Genomic DNA, 15,532 nt, shown 5'->3' on the forward strand with positions numbered 1-15,532 from the left:
GACTTCGCTCGACACGAACAGGTCGCCTCAGTCCTCCAATCATCTTGACAGGGCCACCCGCTTTGCGCGACGGCGAAAGCGCTCACATGTTGGGCATATGCACGATGGGGAAAGCACCGATGTCCGCCCGGATCTACCAGATACCCAAGAACGCCATGCAGTCCGGTCGGGCGCGCACCGGCACCTGGATGCTGGAGTTCGCCCCGGCAGAAGCCAAGAAGCCCGATCCGCTGATGGGCTGGGCCGGCTCTGGCGACACGCAGGAGCAGGTCAAGCTGAGTTTCCCCGACGAGGACGCCGCCCGTGCTTATGCCGAGCGCTATGGCATCGCCTATCACGTCGTGAGAACGCCACCCAAGACGTTGAAGATTCAGGCTTACGCCGACAATTTCCGCTAAGGTCTCGGGCCGTCCCGACCGAGGGGGACGGCTAGCGCACTTCAATCGTGAGATGCGCGAGCGTGCAGCGTCCGGCCATGCGGCCGCGAATCGTGTCGCTGCTGACCTCCGGTTGCGCGATGACGCTGACGATCGCGGCATGTGCCTGCGGACCAACGCGCCAGACGTGGAGATCGACCACACGCACATCTCCTTGCTCCTCGACCACCGCGCGGACCTTGCCGGCCAGCACCTCGTCGCTGCGGTCGAGCAGCATGGCCGAGGTGTCCCGCATCAGCCCCCAAGCCCAGCGGGCGATGACCAGCGCGCCGACGATGCCCATCAGCGGGTCCATCCACACCCAGCCCAGATAGCACCCGGCCAGCAGGGCGCCGATGGCGAGGACAGAGGTCAGCGCGTCCGCCAGCACGTGGAAATAGGCTGAGCGCAGATTATTGTCATGGCCGTGGCTATGCCCATGCCCATGCTCATGGCCATCATGGTCATGCGCGCCGTGGTCATGGGCGGCGTGATGATGATGCGCGTGATCATGTCCATGCCCATGCGCACCGCCCATCAGCACCAGCGCGCTGGCGATGTTCACCAGCAGGCCGATCACCGCCACGAAGGTCGCCTCGCCGAAAGCGACTCTCGTCGGTTCAAACAGGCGCACCGCCGACTCGCTGGCAATCGCCAGCGCGACGAGACCCAGCGCCATGGCGGAGGCGAAGCCTGCCAGATCGCCGACCTTGCCGGTCCCGAAGCTATAGGCCGGGTTCTGCGCATGTTTGCGCGCGTAGCCATAAGCGAATGCTGCGATGGACAGCGCGCCGGCATGGGTCGCCATGTGGAAGCCATCCGCCAGCAGCGCCATCGACCCGGTCCAATAGCCAGCGATGATCTCGCCGACCATGGTCACGACGGTCAGCAGGATGACCCAATAAGTGCGTCGGGCATTCTGGTCGTGCGAGGCGCCGAGGAAGTCGTGGCTCGGCGTCAGGCCGTCAATATCCAGTGTCCGCATCACGCGGTCCTACTTCGCGTAGCGGCGGATGACCGCCAGCAGTTCGTCCGCCCCTTGCTGGCGCTCGGCATCGCTCAGGCCAGGCCGCGCGACATGCGCCTCCAGATGCTCGGCAATGATTTCATCGAGCAGCCCGTTCACCGCGCCACGCACGGCTGCCACAAGATGCAGGATGTCCGTGCAGCTTTTGTCAGATTCCAGTGCTCGCTCGATGGCATTGACTTGCCCGCCGATGCGCCGAACGCGGGCAAGAAGCTGCGGATTGATTTCCAACATGTGCGACATAGGCATACCCCCTATGCCTATGTGTCGATACGGTCAAGATGTTCGGGAGCGTGCGCCGGGTCTCTTGCGACAAAAACAAACCCCGGCCTCCAAGGAAGCCGGGGTTCGTAGTTTCATAGCGATGGATCAGGCGAAAGCCACCCTGCGGCTGCGCCGTGCGCGCAGGCCGATGAGGCCGAAGCCCGCGATCGTCATCGCCCAGGTGGCCGGCTCGGGCACTGCGGCCGTCTGGGTTGCGAAGCGGCCGGGATTGGCGAGGTCGGACTGCGCGCCCGAGGCGTAGGCCGAGTCAAAAGCATCGCCGGTAGCCGAATAGACGAACTGGCTGTTGGTCGCGGTGCCGGTCAGGCTCGCGGGGCGATTGCGCGAGACGCCGGCCGTCGTGCCGGCGGGATAGGTCACGCTGTCAACCAGCGTGGCGAGCGACTGGCTCGCGGAATTATAGATGTTGATCGTGTCGCCATTGCCGAGGTTGGAATTGCCGCCAATCGAGAAGATGCGCACGCTGCTGTCCAGGTTCCAGTAGCTGCGGAAGGCGTCGGCCGTCATCTCGGTGAGGATGATCGATTCGTTGGCGCCCAGCAGGCCGAAGGCATTGCCGAACGTGACTGGATTGTTCGTGTTATCGTCATTGTAGGACCAGCCGGTGATGTCGATGCCGGCACTGCCAATGTTGGTCAGTTCGATGAACTCGCGATTGCCGTCGCTGGCGCCTTTGTACATGAATTCCGTGATCCGAACCTCGGCGTGCGCCGTCACGGGAGCGATGACCGCAGCGGCGGCCAGCAGGATGGTCGAAATCGAAAAACGCGTCATAAAAATCTCCCCACATGGTTAACGCAGCAGCGCCTATGGGAAGAATTTGACGCCGTGATTGCCGGATCATGAAGGTTTTGCGTCGGTGGTTGGTTAACGCCGCCGATAGTCCCGTTATGACCCACAAGGCCTGAGCTGCCGGTGAGACGAAGGTCGGCGACATCGGATTGGATGGCGAACGGGACAGCGCCCTAACTCTTGGGGCCTAGAAGCTGTCCGCGACGGTCATCAGCGAGACGAGGCGCCGTGGAGCCACGGCCCGCCAGCTCTTTTCGAGCCAGCCGCGCACATGCTCCCAGTCCACGCCGGGCCGGTCGAGGCGGATCGCGATCCAGCCGCTCGCGCCATAATAAGCCGGGCGGTAGTAGATGTCGGGGTCGGCCTCGATCAGCGCGGCCATCTCGTCGGCGCCGGAGGTCTTGACCAGCAGCGCCACGGCATCCTCGCCATGGTGGCGCACCGAGACATACGCGAAGAACTTGCCCGAAGCTTCGCTGCCCACGCGCCAGCCCGCCGCGCCGTGCGAGTCGCGGGCATGCGTCTCAGGCAAGGCGAGCGCCAGTTGGCCGACGCGGTCGATAAGCCAGTCCGGGTCCATCTCGCGCCCCACATAGCTGGCCAGCATTCGGGGATAGAGTTGATATTCGGCATAGAGCACGCGCTGGGCGAGCGTGTCGGCAGTATCTTCGGGCAGGATCGCGACCGGGATCTGCCCCAATACCGGGCCGTCATCCAGCGCCGGCGTGACGAGGTGGACGGTACAGCCGCCATGGCTGTCGCCAGCATCGATGGCCCGCTGATGCGTATCGAGCCCCTTGAACTTGGGTAGCAGAGACGGATGGGTGTTGAGCATCCGCCCGGCCCATTGGCCCACGAAATCGGCGGTGAGGATGCGCATATAGCCGCACAGCGCCACATAGTCGGCGCCGGATGCCCGCAGCGCGTCGAGCATGATCGCCTCATGGGCCTCGCGGCTCATGCCCTTGTGGCTGTGGGCAAAGGTGGCCACGCCCTCGGCCGCCGCGACGGTCAGCCCGCGCGCTCCCGGCTTGTTGGAGGCGACGAGCACGATCTCATAGGGGCAGTCCGGCAGGCGCGAGGCATAGAGGAGCGACGTCATCGTCGTCCCCGTGCCGGAGAGCATTACCGCGACTTTGGCCTTGGACACGTCAGTTCCCCCAATCCGTTCAGGCTTATTACCCCAGATGGACCGCGTTCCAGTCTGCCATGGCGCACCACGTCTCTTGCGATCCGCGCACGGTGCAGCCCTTCTCGCCAGCGCGAATCTCGCCGATGCGGTGGACGGTCTCGCCCGCCTCACGCAACGCCGCACTCACCGCGTCCACATCGGCGGGCGCCACGACGACGGCCATGCCGATCCCGCAATTGAATGTGCGCGCCATCTCGCCCGGCTCGATATTGCCCTGTGCTTGCAGAAACGCCATCAGCCGCGGCTGCGCCCAAAGGTCCGCATCGATATGCGCGTGCAGGCCGGCCGGCAGAATCCGGGGGATATTCTCCAACAGGCCGCCGCCGGTGATGTGCGCCATCGCATGGACGAGGCCCTTGCGGACCAGCGGCAGCAGCGGCTTCACATAGATCCGGGTCGGCGCCATCAGCGCATCGATGAGCAGCACTTCCTGATCGAACAGCGCAGGGCGATCCAGCTTCCAGCCCTTGTCCGCCGCCAAGCGCCGCACCAGAGAATAGCCGTTGGAGTGGACGCCCGAGGAGGCGAGGCCCAGAATCACGTCGCCCTCGGCCACCTTGTCGGCGGTCAGCACTTCGTTGCGCTCGACCGCGCCGACGCAGAAACCGGCGAGGTCATAATCGCCATCGGCATACATGCCAGGCATTTCCGCCGTCTCGCCGCCGATCAGCGCGCAGCCGGCCTGCTTGCAGCCCTCGGCGATGCCCGCGATCACCCGCTCGGCCACGCCGTTGTCGAGGCGGCCGGTCGCGAAATAATCGAGGAAGAAGAGCGGCTCGGCGCCCTGGACGATGAGGTCGTTGGCGCACATGGCCACCAGATCGATGCCCACCGTATCGTGCTTGCCGCTGTCGATGGCGAGCTTCAACTTGGTGCCGACGCCGTCATTCGCCGCAACGAGCAGCGGATCGGTAAAGCCCGCCGCCTTCAGGTCGAAGAAGCCGCCGAATCCGCCCAGATCGGCATCGGCCCCCGGTCGCCGCGTCGCGCGGGCGAGCGGAGCAATGGCGCGAACGAGCGCATTTCCGGCAGCGATATCCACGCCGGCCTGCGCATAGGTGTAGCCCTCGGGCTGGTTGTGCTTGGAGTCCATGGCCCGCCCTTACCAAATCGGGCTTGGTTTTCCAGAACAATGCCGCCAAAAGGGCGCCGTGACGCTCTCTCTGCCATCCTTGCGCCCCATTCACGTCGTGTTCGCGCTGGTTCTGGCGGCCTTTGCGGCTGTGCTGGTCGCGCAGATCGAGGGTGAGCGGGGCATTGCGCCGCTGGCCTCGCAGGGCGATTTCGAGGTGAAGGATATTCGCGTCGATGTCGCCGGGCCCAATGCCGATGCGGCGCGGGCGACCGGTTGGCGGTTGGCCCAGCGCCTCGCCTGGCGATCGCTGTGGAAGCGCACGCATGGCGGCAACGGCCCTGCGCTTGGCGACGGTGTGCTGGACGGGCTGGTGTCCGGCATCGAGGTGCAGCAGGAGCAGATCGGCCCCAATCGTTATATCGCCACGCTCTCGGTGATGTTCGATCGAGCTAGGGCCGGGCAGGCGCTTGGCGTTTCCGGGCAGATTCGCCGCTCGCCGCCGCTGCTGGTGATCCCGGTTCTCTGGGATTCGGGCACGCCGATGACGTTCGAGCGGGTGACGCCCTGGCAGAAGGCGTGGGCGGAATTCCGCATTTCCGACAGCCCGATCGATTATGTGCGCACCGCTGGCGATGGCCCGGATTCGCTGCTGCTCAATCCCGGTCAGACTGGCCGGCGCGGGCGCAACTGGTGGCGTATCCTCCTCGATCTTTATGGTGCGGCGGATGTGATCATGCCTATCGCGCGGATCGAGCGCAGCTTTCCCGGCGGGCCGATTACCGGCCATTTCAGCGCGCGCTATGGGCCGGACAATAATTTCATCGGGGATTTCACCCTGCGCGCCGCCACGCCCGCCGACCTGCCCAAGATGATGAGCGATGCCGTCGCGCGCATCGACCAGCTTTACGCCGGCGCGCTGGCGGACGGCACCTTGCGGCTCGACCCCTCGCTGGTGATCGAGGAGCCGGTCAACGCGGTCGAGATCGAGAATGCGGTTGGGCTGGAGGCGATCCTCGGTGTCCTGCCGGCCGATACGCCCGGTGCCGCCTCGTTCAGCGTTCAGATCGAGACGCCCACCACGGCCTCGGTCGGGGAAGCGCAGGCGATGCTGCGGGGTATTCCGGGGGTCAGCGCGGCCTCGACCTCAAGCCTGGCACTCGGCGGGACGTCGGTCATGCAGGTCGGCTTCAGCGGCACGATCGAGCAATTGCGCGCGCAGCTTGAAGGACGGGGATATTCGGTCGCCGTATCTGGCAACACGCTGCGGATCGCCCGTCGGAGCGCAAGTCCACCAGCCGGCGGAGGCGGGGGCGGGCAATGACCCAGTTGCCGCTGCCCATCGGCTGGTCGCGGCATGGCGGAGCGGAAAGTCTGCTGGTCCACGATGCCAATGCCGACGCGCTCGCGCTGATACGCGACTGGCAGCGCTGGCCCTCGCCCTGCACACTGCTCGTCGGCCCATCCCGGTCCGGCCGTTCGCTCATTGCCGAGGTGTTTCTGCGCGAAAGCGGTGGCGTGCTGGTCGATGATGCCGACCGCGCCGATGAGACCCACCTGTTCCACCTCTGGAACGAGGCGCGCGATTCGGACCGGCCGCTGCTCATGGTCGCCAGCGAAGCGCCGCCGACATGGACGATTGCGCTGCCCGATCTGCGCACGCGCCTCGCGACCGCCGCCGTCGCGCGCATTCTGCCGCCGGATGAAGCCGTTACCGCGGCGCTGATCGCCCATGGGCTCGAGCGGGCCGGCTCGGCCTTCGCCCCGGACCTCCCGGATTTTCTCGCCCGCCGCACCGCGCGCTGTTATGCCGCGATCGATAGCGTGGTCGCGGAGCTGAACGCGCTGTCTCTAGCGCGGGGGCAGAAACTCTCGGTTGCGCTGGCGCGGCAAGCGCTCCGTAACAATGCGCTGCTAGACGGAGCGGATGAGACCGCACCGCATGAGGGAACCACTGACCGTGTCTGAAGCCGATCCCACTTCTTCGATCACGGGCGCGGGCGCCGCAGACGGAGCGCGCTACTTCAATCGAGAGTTGTCTTGGCTCAATTTCAACCAGCGCGTGCTGGAGGAAGCCTGCAATCCTGCGCATCCGCTGCTGGAGCGGCTGCGCTTTCTCTCCATCTCCGGCAGCAACCTCGATGAGTTTTTCATGGTCCGGGTGGCCGGTCTCAAGGGCCAGCAGCTCCAAGGCGTCGAAATGCGCTCGGTCGATGGGCTGACCCCGGCCCAGCAGTTGGAGGCGATCGGCGACCGGGCCGAGGCGCTCATGTCCGCCCAGCAGGTCGTCTGGCATGATCTTCATGCGGCGCTTCGCAGCGCGCATATCAGCGTGATCGGTCCCGAGCCGGTGGATGCCCGCGCGGACAGCTGGATGCGCCAGCATTTCCTCGAGCAGATCTTCCCCATCCTCACGCCCCAGGCGCTCGATCCCGCCCACCCGTTCCCGTTCATCCCCAATAAGGGCCTCAGCCTGTTCTTCGACCTGCTGCGCGAATCGGACAAGGAAGTGGTGCAGGAGCTGGTGATTTTGCCGGCCACGCTGCCGCGCTTCATTCGCGTGCCGGGCAAGAACGCGCGCTACATCGCCATTGAGGCGCTGGTGCGGCGCTATTCGGCCTTGCTGTTCCCCGGCTTCATCGTGCGGGACAGCGGCCTGTTCCGCATCCTGCGCGATAGCGACATCGAGATCGAGGAAGAGGCCGAGGATCTCGTCCGTTATTATCGCAGCGCCATCAAGCAGCGCCGGCGCGGCCGGATCATCCGCGTGGAAATCGAAAGCGGCGTGGCCGAGCCGGTCGAAACCAAGCTGCAGACGATGATGCAGGGCCATGAGGCCATGGTCGTGGATATCGATGGCTTCATGGGCATCGCCGACCTGGCCGAGGTGGTCGAGGAAGATCGGCCGGATCTCAAATTCCCGGCCTACGCCCCGCGCTTCCCCGAGCGCATCCGCGAATATGGCGGCGATTGCTTCGCCGCGATTCGCGCCAAGGACATCGTCGTCCACCACCCTTATGAGAGCTTCGATGTCGTCATCGCCTTCCTCAAGCAGGCGGCGGACGATCCCGATGTCGTGGCGATAAAGCAGACGCTCTACCGCGCCGGCAAGCAGAGCGCGATCATCCGCGCGCTGATCGACGCGGCCGAGGCAGGCAAGTCCGTCACCGCCGTCGTTGAGCTCAAGGCGCGGTTCGATGAGGAGCAGAACCTGCTCTGGGCCGCGCAACTGGAGCGCGCCGGCGTGCAGGTCGTCTACGGCTTTATCGACTGGAAGACCCACGCCAAGATTTCCATGGTCGTGCGGCGCGAGGGGAACGGTTTTCGCACCTACTGCCATTTCGGTACCGGCAATTACCACCCGATCACCGCGCGGATTTATACGGACCTATCCTTTTTCACCGCCGATCCCCGGGCCGGGCGCGATGCCGCCGCCGTGTTCAATTACATCACCGGCTATGTCGAGCCGCAGCATATGGAGATGATCACGCTCTCGCCGCTGCACATGCGCGACAAGCTCGCGGCGCTGATCGAAGCGGAAATCGAGCATGCCCGCGCTGGCCGCCCCGCGACCATCTGGGCGAAGATGAACAGCCTGGTGGACCCCGCGATCATCGAGCAGCTTTATGCCGCCAGCAATGCGGGCGTGAAGGTGGAACTGATCGTGCGCGGCATCTGCTGCCTGCGGCCCGGGGTACCGGGCATGTCAGAGAATATCTCGGTCAAGTCGGTGATTGGGCGGTTCCTGGAACACAGCCGCATTTGGGCCTTTGGCAATGGCAAGTCCCTGCCCAACAATAGCGCCAGGCTGTTCATCAGCTCGGCGGACTGGATGCCACGCAATTTCGACCGGCGGGTTGAGTATATGCTGCCGATCGAGAACCCGACCGTCCATGATCAGGTGCTCGATCAGGTGCTGGTGGCCAATCTGCTCGATGACGAGCAGAGCTGGGCGCTGGGCAGCGATGGCAGCTACACACGCCTCAAGCCGGGGAAGAAGCCGTTCAACCTGCACCATTATTTCATGACCAATCCGTCCCTTTCCGGTCGCGGTGCCTCGCGGCGCTCCGCCCGCGCGGTGCCAAAGCTCTCGCTCTCCGAGCGTGGCTGAGGGGAGGGGTTCAGCCGTGACCCTGCTGGATCGCACGACGCGCCGCTCGATGAAGGCGACGCTCAACGGGCCGCATTTCCGCCGGACGGCGATCATTGACATTGGCTCCAACAGCGTTCGCCTCGTTGTCTATGATGGGCCTCGGCGCATTCCTTTCGTGCTGTTCAACGAGAAGGTGCTGGCGGGCCTGGGCGCGGAGATCGGCACATCCGGGCGGATCGGCGCGGCGGCGATGGAGCGCGGGCTGGTGGCGCTGGAGCGCTTCGCGCGGCTGTGCGTGGAGATGGAGGTGGACCAGATCACCTGCGTCGCCACCGCTGCCGTGCGCGATGCGTCCAACCGGGATACCTTCATCGAACGCGCGGCGGAGATCGGCCTGGAGGTCCGCGTGCTGAGCGGTCAGGAGGAGGGGCTGGCCTCTGCCCACGGGCTGCTCTCCGGCATGCCGCGTGCGGACGGGATCATGGGCGATCTGGGCGGCGGCAGCCTCGAACTGGTGCGCGTGCGGCCCGAGGGCGTGGAGATGCCCGTTTCCCTGCCGCTCGGCATTTTTCGGATCGGTGACGTCCGCGCGCGGGGACGCAAGGGGCTGGTCCAGCATCTCGATGGGCTGTTGAAGGCGCAGGGCCTTGGAGACATCGAGCAGGGCCTGCCCTTCTATCTGATCGGCGGCAGCTGGCGCGCGCTGGCGCGGCTGGACATGCACCTCACCAATTATTCGCTGCCGATCCTGCATCATTACGAAATGACGCCGGATCGCCCGGCCGAGCTGCTCAAATGGCTGGAAAGCGCGCAGAAGGCGGACCTCAAGGCAGTCGGCGTCTCCAGCGCGCGCTTCCCGACCCTGCCGGATGCAGCGCATCTGTTGTGCGCGGTGGTGGAGCGGCTGCGCTCCGCCCATCTCACCGTTTCGGCCTTCGGGCTGCGGGAAGGGCTGCTCTACGAGACCTTGCCGCGCGATATGGCGAATCAGGACCCGCTCCTGGTCGCCGCCCGCATCGAGGGTGAGGCGCAGGGGCGCTTTGTCGGCCATGGAGATACGATCAGTGGCTGGATCGCGCCGTTGTTCCACGATGATCCGCCGGAATGGGCGCGCATCCGCTTTGCGGCCTGTCTGCTGGCGGATGTCGGCTGGCGCGCCAATCCCGAGTTTCGCGCCGAGCGCGGCATGGAATTCGCCTTGCAGGGCAATTGGGTCGGCGTGGATGCCGCCGAGCGCGCCGCGCTGGGGCAGGCGCTGCACGCGAATTTTGGCGGCGGCACCAGCATACCCGCGCTGCTCGCAGGCCTTGCTCCCGAGCCGCTGCTGCGCCGCGCGATCCAGTGGGGCCTTGCCATCCGCCTGTGCCAGCGCCTCTCCGGCGGCGCGGAAGGCCCGCTGGACGGCTCCTCGCTCGACGTGCGCGACGGCACGGTCATCCTGCGCCTCGACCCGGAACATGCGGCACTCGCCGGCGAATCCATCGACCGCCGCCTCCGCCAGCTCGGCCAGGCCATGGGCATGGGCTATCTGCTCGATGCCTGACGTGGGCGGTTTGGGGTGTCTTCCAAACCCTCTCCCCTTGAGGGAGAGGGATGCGCAGACTTGGCAGCTTGCTGCCTAGCCGAAGCTGGGAGAGGGGTGTCGATCCGGAGGATCGAGCGGATCTGAGATCCGCACCCCTCATCCAACTGCGCCTAGCCGCCTCACGGCGACAAGGCTCCGTATCCTTCTCCCTCAAGGGGAGAAGGAGGGCTCGCACGACGTCGCGTCCGGACAGTCCGCCATCAGCACGGCTCTACAATGTCGCGCCCGCGAATTTCCCACTCGGCCCAACCGCCCGTCACCCGCAGTTCACCCGCTCGATCATCATCGCGTCATCGTAACTGATGTTCAGCCGGTCCTCGCGATAGTCCATCGTCATGGCGGAGCGCGGCGGGCCCCAGCGTAGGGTGCGGGCGCCGGATTTGGCGAGGAGGTCGGCGCCCAGAGTCGCGGTTGCGCGCTGGCCGATGGCGCTTTGCAGCCCGTCCGCCGAACAGGCGCCATTGCCGGCAAGCGGCGGTTCGCCGATGCTGGTCGTGGCGGTGGCGCAGGCTGTCAGCGGGGCAAGAGCGAGAAGGGGAGCGATCATGCGCATGGGCCGGGCCTTTCCTCAAAAGGCCAAGCTAGCATGCGCGCTTGCGCCGGTCATCCGGCAGGCGATCAGTCGTTGGGCTCGGCCAGCTTTTCCGTGCGGGTCATCAGCAGCTTGCCGTCGCGCACCGCGAAGGCCATGCGGCCTTCCACCAGATCCAGCGCGTCGCGGCCGAATTGCTCGAACCGCCAGCCTTCCAGAATCGGCAGGTTGGTCCGCACGCCGGCTGCCAGCATCTCCAGATCGTCGGCGCGGGCGAGCAGGCGCGAGGCAACGTTGATCTCGCGCGAGCGGATCTTGAGCAGCAGCTTGAGCAGATCGGCGACCAGCGCGCCCTCCTTGCCAAGGCCAGGCCGACCCGGATCGCGCTCAGGCATTTCGTCGCGGGGCAGGGGGCCGGCATTCTCCACCGCCGCCATCAGCCGCGCGCCGATGTCATTGCCCTTCCAGCTTGCCGAAAGCCCACGCACCTTGCCCAGATCCTCCTGCTTGCGCGGCGGATGGGAGGCGATGTCGGCCAGCGTCTCGTCCTTGACGATGCGCCCGCGCGGCAGGTTCTTGTCCTTGGCCTCGGTCTCGCGCCATGCGGCGAGCGCCTTCAGGCGCCCGAGAACATCGGCCTTGCGGCTGGAAATGCGCACGCGCTTCCACGCCTCGGCCGGATTGACCTCATAATTACCGGGATCGGCGAGCCGCTCCATTTCCTGATTGAGCCACACGCCGCGCCCCGTCTTGCGCAGTTCCTCCAGCATCATGGGGAAGATTGCGGCGAGATGGGTAACGTCGCCGATCGCATAATCGATCTGCCGTTTGTCCAGCGGACGGCGCGCCCAGTCGGTAAACCGCGCGCCCTTGTCGAGATGGATGCCCAGCCAGCTGTCGACCAGATTGCTGTAGCCGATCTGCTCGCCCTGGCTCAGCGCCATGCTGGCGATCTGCGTGTCGAACAGCGGGTGCGGCGTCTTGCCGGTCAGGTTGAAGACGATCTCGATATCCTGCCCGCCGGCGTGGAAGACCTTGAGCACATCCTCATTGTTCACCAGCAGGTCGAGCAAAGGCCCCATGTCCAGACCGGGTGCCTTGGGGTCGATCGCCGCGGCTTCCTTCCCGTCGGAGATCTGGAAGAGGCACAGCTCCGGCCAATAGGTGTTCTCGCGCATGAACTCGGTATCCACGGCGACAAAGTCGGCCTTGGACAACCGCTCGCACAGCGCGGCGAGGGAAGAGCTGTCAGTGATCAATGGATGGATTTGCATATGGCAGGTGATCTTATTATTGGCCGGTCCTCGGATTGGGGGCCGGCGGCACGCTTGAGCGTATCACCATATCCCCCACAAGTCGTCTTTGTCATCCAATTGGCGCCCTCGCAATGAGGCGCGTGAAAATAAAAGGCCGTTAGACCATGCACGCCTATCGCACGCACACCTGCGGGGAGCTCCGCGCCGCCAATGCCGGCGAGACTGTTCGGCTGTCCGGCTGGGTCCACCGCAAGCGCGATCATGGCGATCTGGTGTTCATCGACCTGCGCGACCATTATGGCATGGTGCAGATCGTCACCGAGGTCAGCGGCCCGGTGTTCGATGTGATCGAGAGCCTGAAGGCTGAGAGCGTTGTCACCATCACCGGCACGGTCGTGGCGCGCGCCAAGGAAGCCGTGAACCCGAACTTGCCGACCGGCGAGGTCGAGGTGCGTGCGGCTGAGGCCGTCGTGCTCTCCGCCGCGCAGGAGCTGCCGCTCCCGGTCGCCGGCGAGCAGGAATATCCCGAGGATATCCGCCTGCGCTATCGCTTCCTCGACCTGCGCCGCGAGACGTTGCACGCCAACATCGTCAAGCGCACAAAGATCATCTCGGATATGCGCCGCCGCATGGAAGGCGCGGGCTTCACCGAATATTCGACGCCCATCCTGACGGCCTCCTCGCCGGAGGGCGCGCGCGACTTCCTCGTGCCCAGCCGCATCCATGCCGGCAAGTTCTACGCGCTGCCGCAGGCGCCGCAGCAGTATAAGCAGTTGCTGATGGTCGCGGGCTTCGATCGCTATTTCCAGATCGCGCCCTGCTTCCGCGATGAAGACCCGCGCGCCGACCGCCTGCCGGGCGAGTTCTACCAGCTCGATCTGGAAATGAGCTTCGTCACGCAGGAAGATGTGTGGAACACCATGGAGCCGGTGATCGCGCAGGTCTTCGAGACCTTTGCCGATGGCAAGCCGGTGACGCCGGCCGGCAGCTTCCCGCGCATTCCCTATGCCGAGGCAATGCTGAAATATGGCAGCGACAAGCCGGACCTGCGCAACCCGATCATCATCACCGATGTGACCGATCACTTCGTCGGCTCGGGCTTTGGCATCTTCGCGAGCATCGTCGAGAGCGGCGGCGTCATCCGCGCCATTCCGGCGCCGGGCGCTGGCGCGGGCAGCCGCAAGTTCTTCGATGAGATGAACAACTGGTCGCGCTCGGAAGGTTTCTCGGGCCTTGGCTATATCAACATCAAGGATGGCGAGCCGGGCGGCCCCATCGCCAAGAATCACGGGCCTGAGGCGACCGCCAAGCTGATCGAAGCGCTCGGCCTTGGTCCCAATGACGGCGTGTTCTTCGCTGCCGGCAAGGAGGCGCAAGCCGCCAAGCTCGCCGGTCTTGCCCGCATCCGCGTCGGCGAGCAGCTTGACCTGATCGACAAGGACCGCTTCGACCTGTGCTGGATCGTGGACTTTCCGTTCTACGAATATGACGAGGACTCCAAGAGCCTGGACTTCGCGCACAACCCCTTCTCCATGCCGCAGGGCGGGATGGAGGCGCTGGACGGGCCCGATCCGCTTTCGATCAAGGCCTTCCAGTACGACATGGTCTGCAACGGCTTCGAGATCGCGTCCGGCTCGATCCGCAACCAGTCGCCCGAGCTGATGGTTAAGGCCTTCGAGAAGGTTGGCCTGAGCAAGCAGGATGTGGAAGATCGCTTCGGCGGCCTCTACCGCGCTTTCCAATATGGCGCGCCGCCGCACGGTGGCATGGCCGCGGGCGTGGACCGCATCGTGATGCTGCTCTGCGGCGCGGTGAACCTGCGCGAGATCACGCTGTTCCCGATGAACCAGCGCGCCGAGGATCTGCTCATGGGCGCACCCTCCAACGCGGAGCTCAAGCAGCTGCGCGAACTGCACATCCGCGTCGTCGAGCCGCACAAGAGCTGAACTCTCGACAATGGCTGGCCGCACGATAGGGTGCGGCCATGACCATCAAGCTCTCCGATTATGAGAAGGGCGCCGATTTCGACGGCGACTTCGACAAGGCGCTGCTCAAGCTCCAGAAGCGGCTGGAGAAGATCCAGGTCGCCCACATCATCCACAAGCGCCGCAGCGTGGTGATGCTGGAAGGATGGGATGCCGCCGGGAAGGGCGGCATCATCAAGCGAATGACGTCGCTGCTCGATCCGCGCTATTTCCACGTCTGGCCCATCGGGGCGCCGACGCCGGACGAACTTGGGCGCCATTTCCTATGGCGCTTCTGGACCAAGCTGCCCGCGGACAAGCACATCGCGATCTTCGACCGGAGCTGGTACGGGCGCGTGCTGGTCGAGCGGGTGGAGGGCTTCTGCACAAAAGCCGAGTGGAAGCGCGGCTATGACGAGATCAATGCGTTCGAGGCCCAGCAGATCGACAGCGGCACCGCAATCGTGAAGCTGTTCGTCCACATCACGCAGAAGGAGCAGGACAAGCAGCTTGCCCAGCGGCTGGACGATCCCTTCAAGCGCTGGAAGACGGGTACGGAGGATTATCGCAATCGCGACAAGCGGGCCGATTATCTCGATGCCATCAAGGACATGTTCGCCAAGACCGACACCAAGCAGGCGCCCTGGCAGGTGATCGACGGCAATGATCGCAAAGCTGCGCGGATCGCGGCGCTTACCTGCATCGCCGACCGGCTGGAAAAGCATGTCTCGATGGAGATGCCCGACGCCGACCCCGCCGTCGTGAAACTGGCGCATGAGGCGTTCGGCTATCAGCCGGAGGAGTGAGCGGCTCAGGCCTGATCCATGAGGCTGCGGTACATGACGAGCGCATCGACATAACCGTGAACCGGATGGTGGAACGCGCCGGGAAGCGCCCCGACCACGCTAAATCCCATATGCTGCCATAGGCGCACGGCGCGGACGTTCGTGGAAATCACCAGATTAAACTGCATTGCGCGAAAGCCCAGCGCGCGAGCCGTTTGCAGCGAGTGGCGGCACAGCGCCTGCGCAATGCCTTGCCCGCGCTGATCGGGCCGGACGATATATCCGGCATTGGCGACATGGGCGGCCGGGCCGGTCGAATTTGCGCGCAAGGTGTAGCTGCCGACGATGCCGGTGTCGGATGTCGCGACGAACACCTGCTTGTCCGGCGCGGTCCAGTAGGCGTGGGCACCCGCTTCATCCAGATCACGGGCGAGGGGAAAGGTCGCGCCCTCGCGGATGACCGGCTCGAAAACGGTCCAGATGCCCGGCCAGTCGGCGGCCGAGGCGGGGCGGATGTTCATCATGCGGGGCGC

At 65.3% G+C, this 15,532-nt stretch carries 15 protein-coding genes; 7 read left to right on the forward strand and 8 right to left on the reverse strand.

All coding sequences use genetic code 11. The features are described from left to right. Window positions 1-119: 119 nt before the first annotated feature. Window positions 120-398 carry an ETC complex I subunit gene (locus M2337_RS09900; RefSeq protein WP_181559425.1) on the forward strand — a complete coding sequence of 93 codons (279 nt, stop codon included), beginning with the start codon at window positions 120-122 and terminating at the stop codon, window positions 396-398. A gap of 31 nt (window positions 399-429) precedes the next feature. Here the strand turns inward: M2337_RS09900 and dmeF are convergent, their stop codons facing one another. From dmeF to purM, 5 genes are all read right to left on the reverse strand, one after another. After that, a complete protein-coding gene (gene dmeF / locus M2337_RS09905) occupies window positions 430-1,401 on the reverse strand; it encodes a CDF family Co(II)/Ni(II) efflux transporter DmeF (RefSeq protein ID WP_264570096.1) in 972 nt (323 codons plus the stop codon). A gap of 9 nt (window positions 1,402-1,410) precedes the next feature. Then, the gene (locus tag M2337_RS09910) at window positions 1,411-1,686 is read right to left on the reverse strand and encodes a metal/formaldehyde-sensitive transcriptional repressor (RefSeq protein ID WP_264570097.1); all 276 of its coding nucleotides are present in this window, start codon (window positions 1,684-1,686) and stop codon (window positions 1,411-1,413) included. Window positions 1,687-1,812: 126 nt separating this feature from the next. Next, window positions 1,813-2,502 carry a lamin tail domain-containing protein gene (locus M2337_RS09915; protein WP_264570098.1) on the reverse strand — a complete coding sequence of 230 codons (690 nt, stop codon included), beginning with the start codon at window positions 2,500-2,502 and terminating at the stop codon, window positions 1,813-1,815. 205 nt (window positions 2,503-2,707) lie between these two features. Further along, complete coding sequence (gene purN / locus M2337_RS09920) at window positions 2,708-3,670, reverse strand: phosphoribosylglycinamide formyltransferase (protein WP_264570099.1); 963 nt, start codon at window positions 3,668-3,670, stop codon at window positions 2,708-2,710. A gap of 28 nt (window positions 3,671-3,698) precedes the next feature. Further along, window positions 3,699-4,805, reverse strand: a complete 1,107-nt coding sequence (gene purM / locus M2337_RS09925; RefSeq protein ID WP_264570100.1) for a phosphoribosylformylglycinamidine cyclo-ligase — start codon at window positions 4,803-4,805, stop codon at window positions 3,699-3,701. Here purM and M2337_RS09930 point away from each other — a divergent pair. The 4 genes from M2337_RS09930 to M2337_RS09945 are packed head-to-tail and all read left to right on the forward strand — an operon-like array spanning window position 4,804 to window position 10,420. Then, window positions 4,804-6,108 carry a heavy-metal-associated domain-containing protein gene (locus M2337_RS09930; RefSeq protein WP_264570101.1) on the forward strand — a complete coding sequence of 435 codons (1,305 nt, stop codon included), beginning with the start codon at window positions 4,804-4,806 and terminating at the stop codon, window positions 6,106-6,108. The two genes, purM and M2337_RS09930, sit on opposite strands and share 2 nt — an antisense overlap. Beyond that, window positions 6,105-6,752: a DnaA/Hda family protein gene (locus M2337_RS09935; protein WP_264570102.1), complete on the forward strand. Its 648-nt coding sequence runs from the start codon at window positions 6,105-6,107 to the stop codon at window positions 6,750-6,752. Before M2337_RS09930 ends, M2337_RS09935 begins: the two co-directional genes overlap by 4 nt. Next, window positions 6,745-8,895, forward strand: coding sequence for an RNA degradosome polyphosphate kinase (locus M2337_RS09940; protein WP_264572231.1), 2,151 nt, complete (start codon window positions 6,745-6,747; stop codon window positions 8,893-8,895). The genes M2337_RS09935 and M2337_RS09940 overlap by 8 nt, the downstream gene beginning before the upstream one ends. A gap of 49 nt (window positions 8,896-8,944) precedes the next feature. Next, the gene (locus M2337_RS09945) at window positions 8,945-10,420 is read left to right on the forward strand and encodes a Ppx/GppA family phosphatase (RefSeq protein ID WP_264572232.1); all 1,476 of its coding nucleotides are present in this window, start codon (window positions 8,945-8,947) and stop codon (window positions 10,418-10,420) included. Between the two features lie 298 nt (window positions 10,421-10,718). Here M2337_RS09945 and M2337_RS09950 read toward each other — a convergent pair whose 3' ends face one another. Beyond that, window positions 10,719-11,015, reverse strand: a complete 297-nt coding sequence (locus tag M2337_RS09950) for an I78 family peptidase inhibitor (RefSeq protein WP_264570103.1) — start codon at window positions 11,013-11,015, stop codon at window positions 10,719-10,721. A gap of 65 nt (window positions 11,016-11,080) precedes the next feature. Further along, entirely contained in the window at window positions 11,081-12,268 is a 1,188-nt protein-coding gene (rnd, locus tag M2337_RS09955) for a ribonuclease D (protein ID WP_264570104.1), read from the reverse strand. A 146-nt stretch (window positions 12,269-12,414) separates the two neighbouring features. On the opposite strand from rnd, the gene aspS reads away from it, so the two are divergent. Continuing rightward, complete coding sequence (aspS, locus tag M2337_RS09960; RefSeq protein WP_264570105.1) at window positions 12,415-14,196, forward strand: aspartate--tRNA ligase; 1,782 nt, start codon at window positions 12,415-12,417, stop codon at window positions 14,194-14,196. A 38-nt stretch (window positions 14,197-14,234) separates the two neighbouring features. Next, on the forward strand, window positions 14,235-15,020 hold the full coding sequence (locus tag M2337_RS09965; RefSeq protein ID WP_264570106.1) for a polyphosphate kinase 2 family protein: 786 nt from the start codon (window positions 14,235-14,237) through the stop codon (window positions 15,018-15,020). 5 nt (window positions 15,021-15,025) lie between these two features. On the opposite strand, the gene M2337_RS09970 is transcribed toward M2337_RS09965, so the two are convergent. Next, window positions 15,026-15,523 carry an N-acetyltransferase gene (locus tag M2337_RS09970; RefSeq protein ID WP_319799431.1) on the reverse strand — a complete coding sequence of 166 codons (498 nt, stop codon included), beginning with the start codon at window positions 15,521-15,523 and terminating at the stop codon, window positions 15,026-15,028. Window positions 15,524-15,532 lie beyond the last annotated feature (9 nt).

The sequence above is a fragment of the Sphingobium sp. B2D3A genome, assembly GCF_025961795.1.
Lineage (GTDB): Bacteria > Pseudomonadota > Alphaproteobacteria > Sphingomonadales > Sphingomonadaceae > Sphingobium.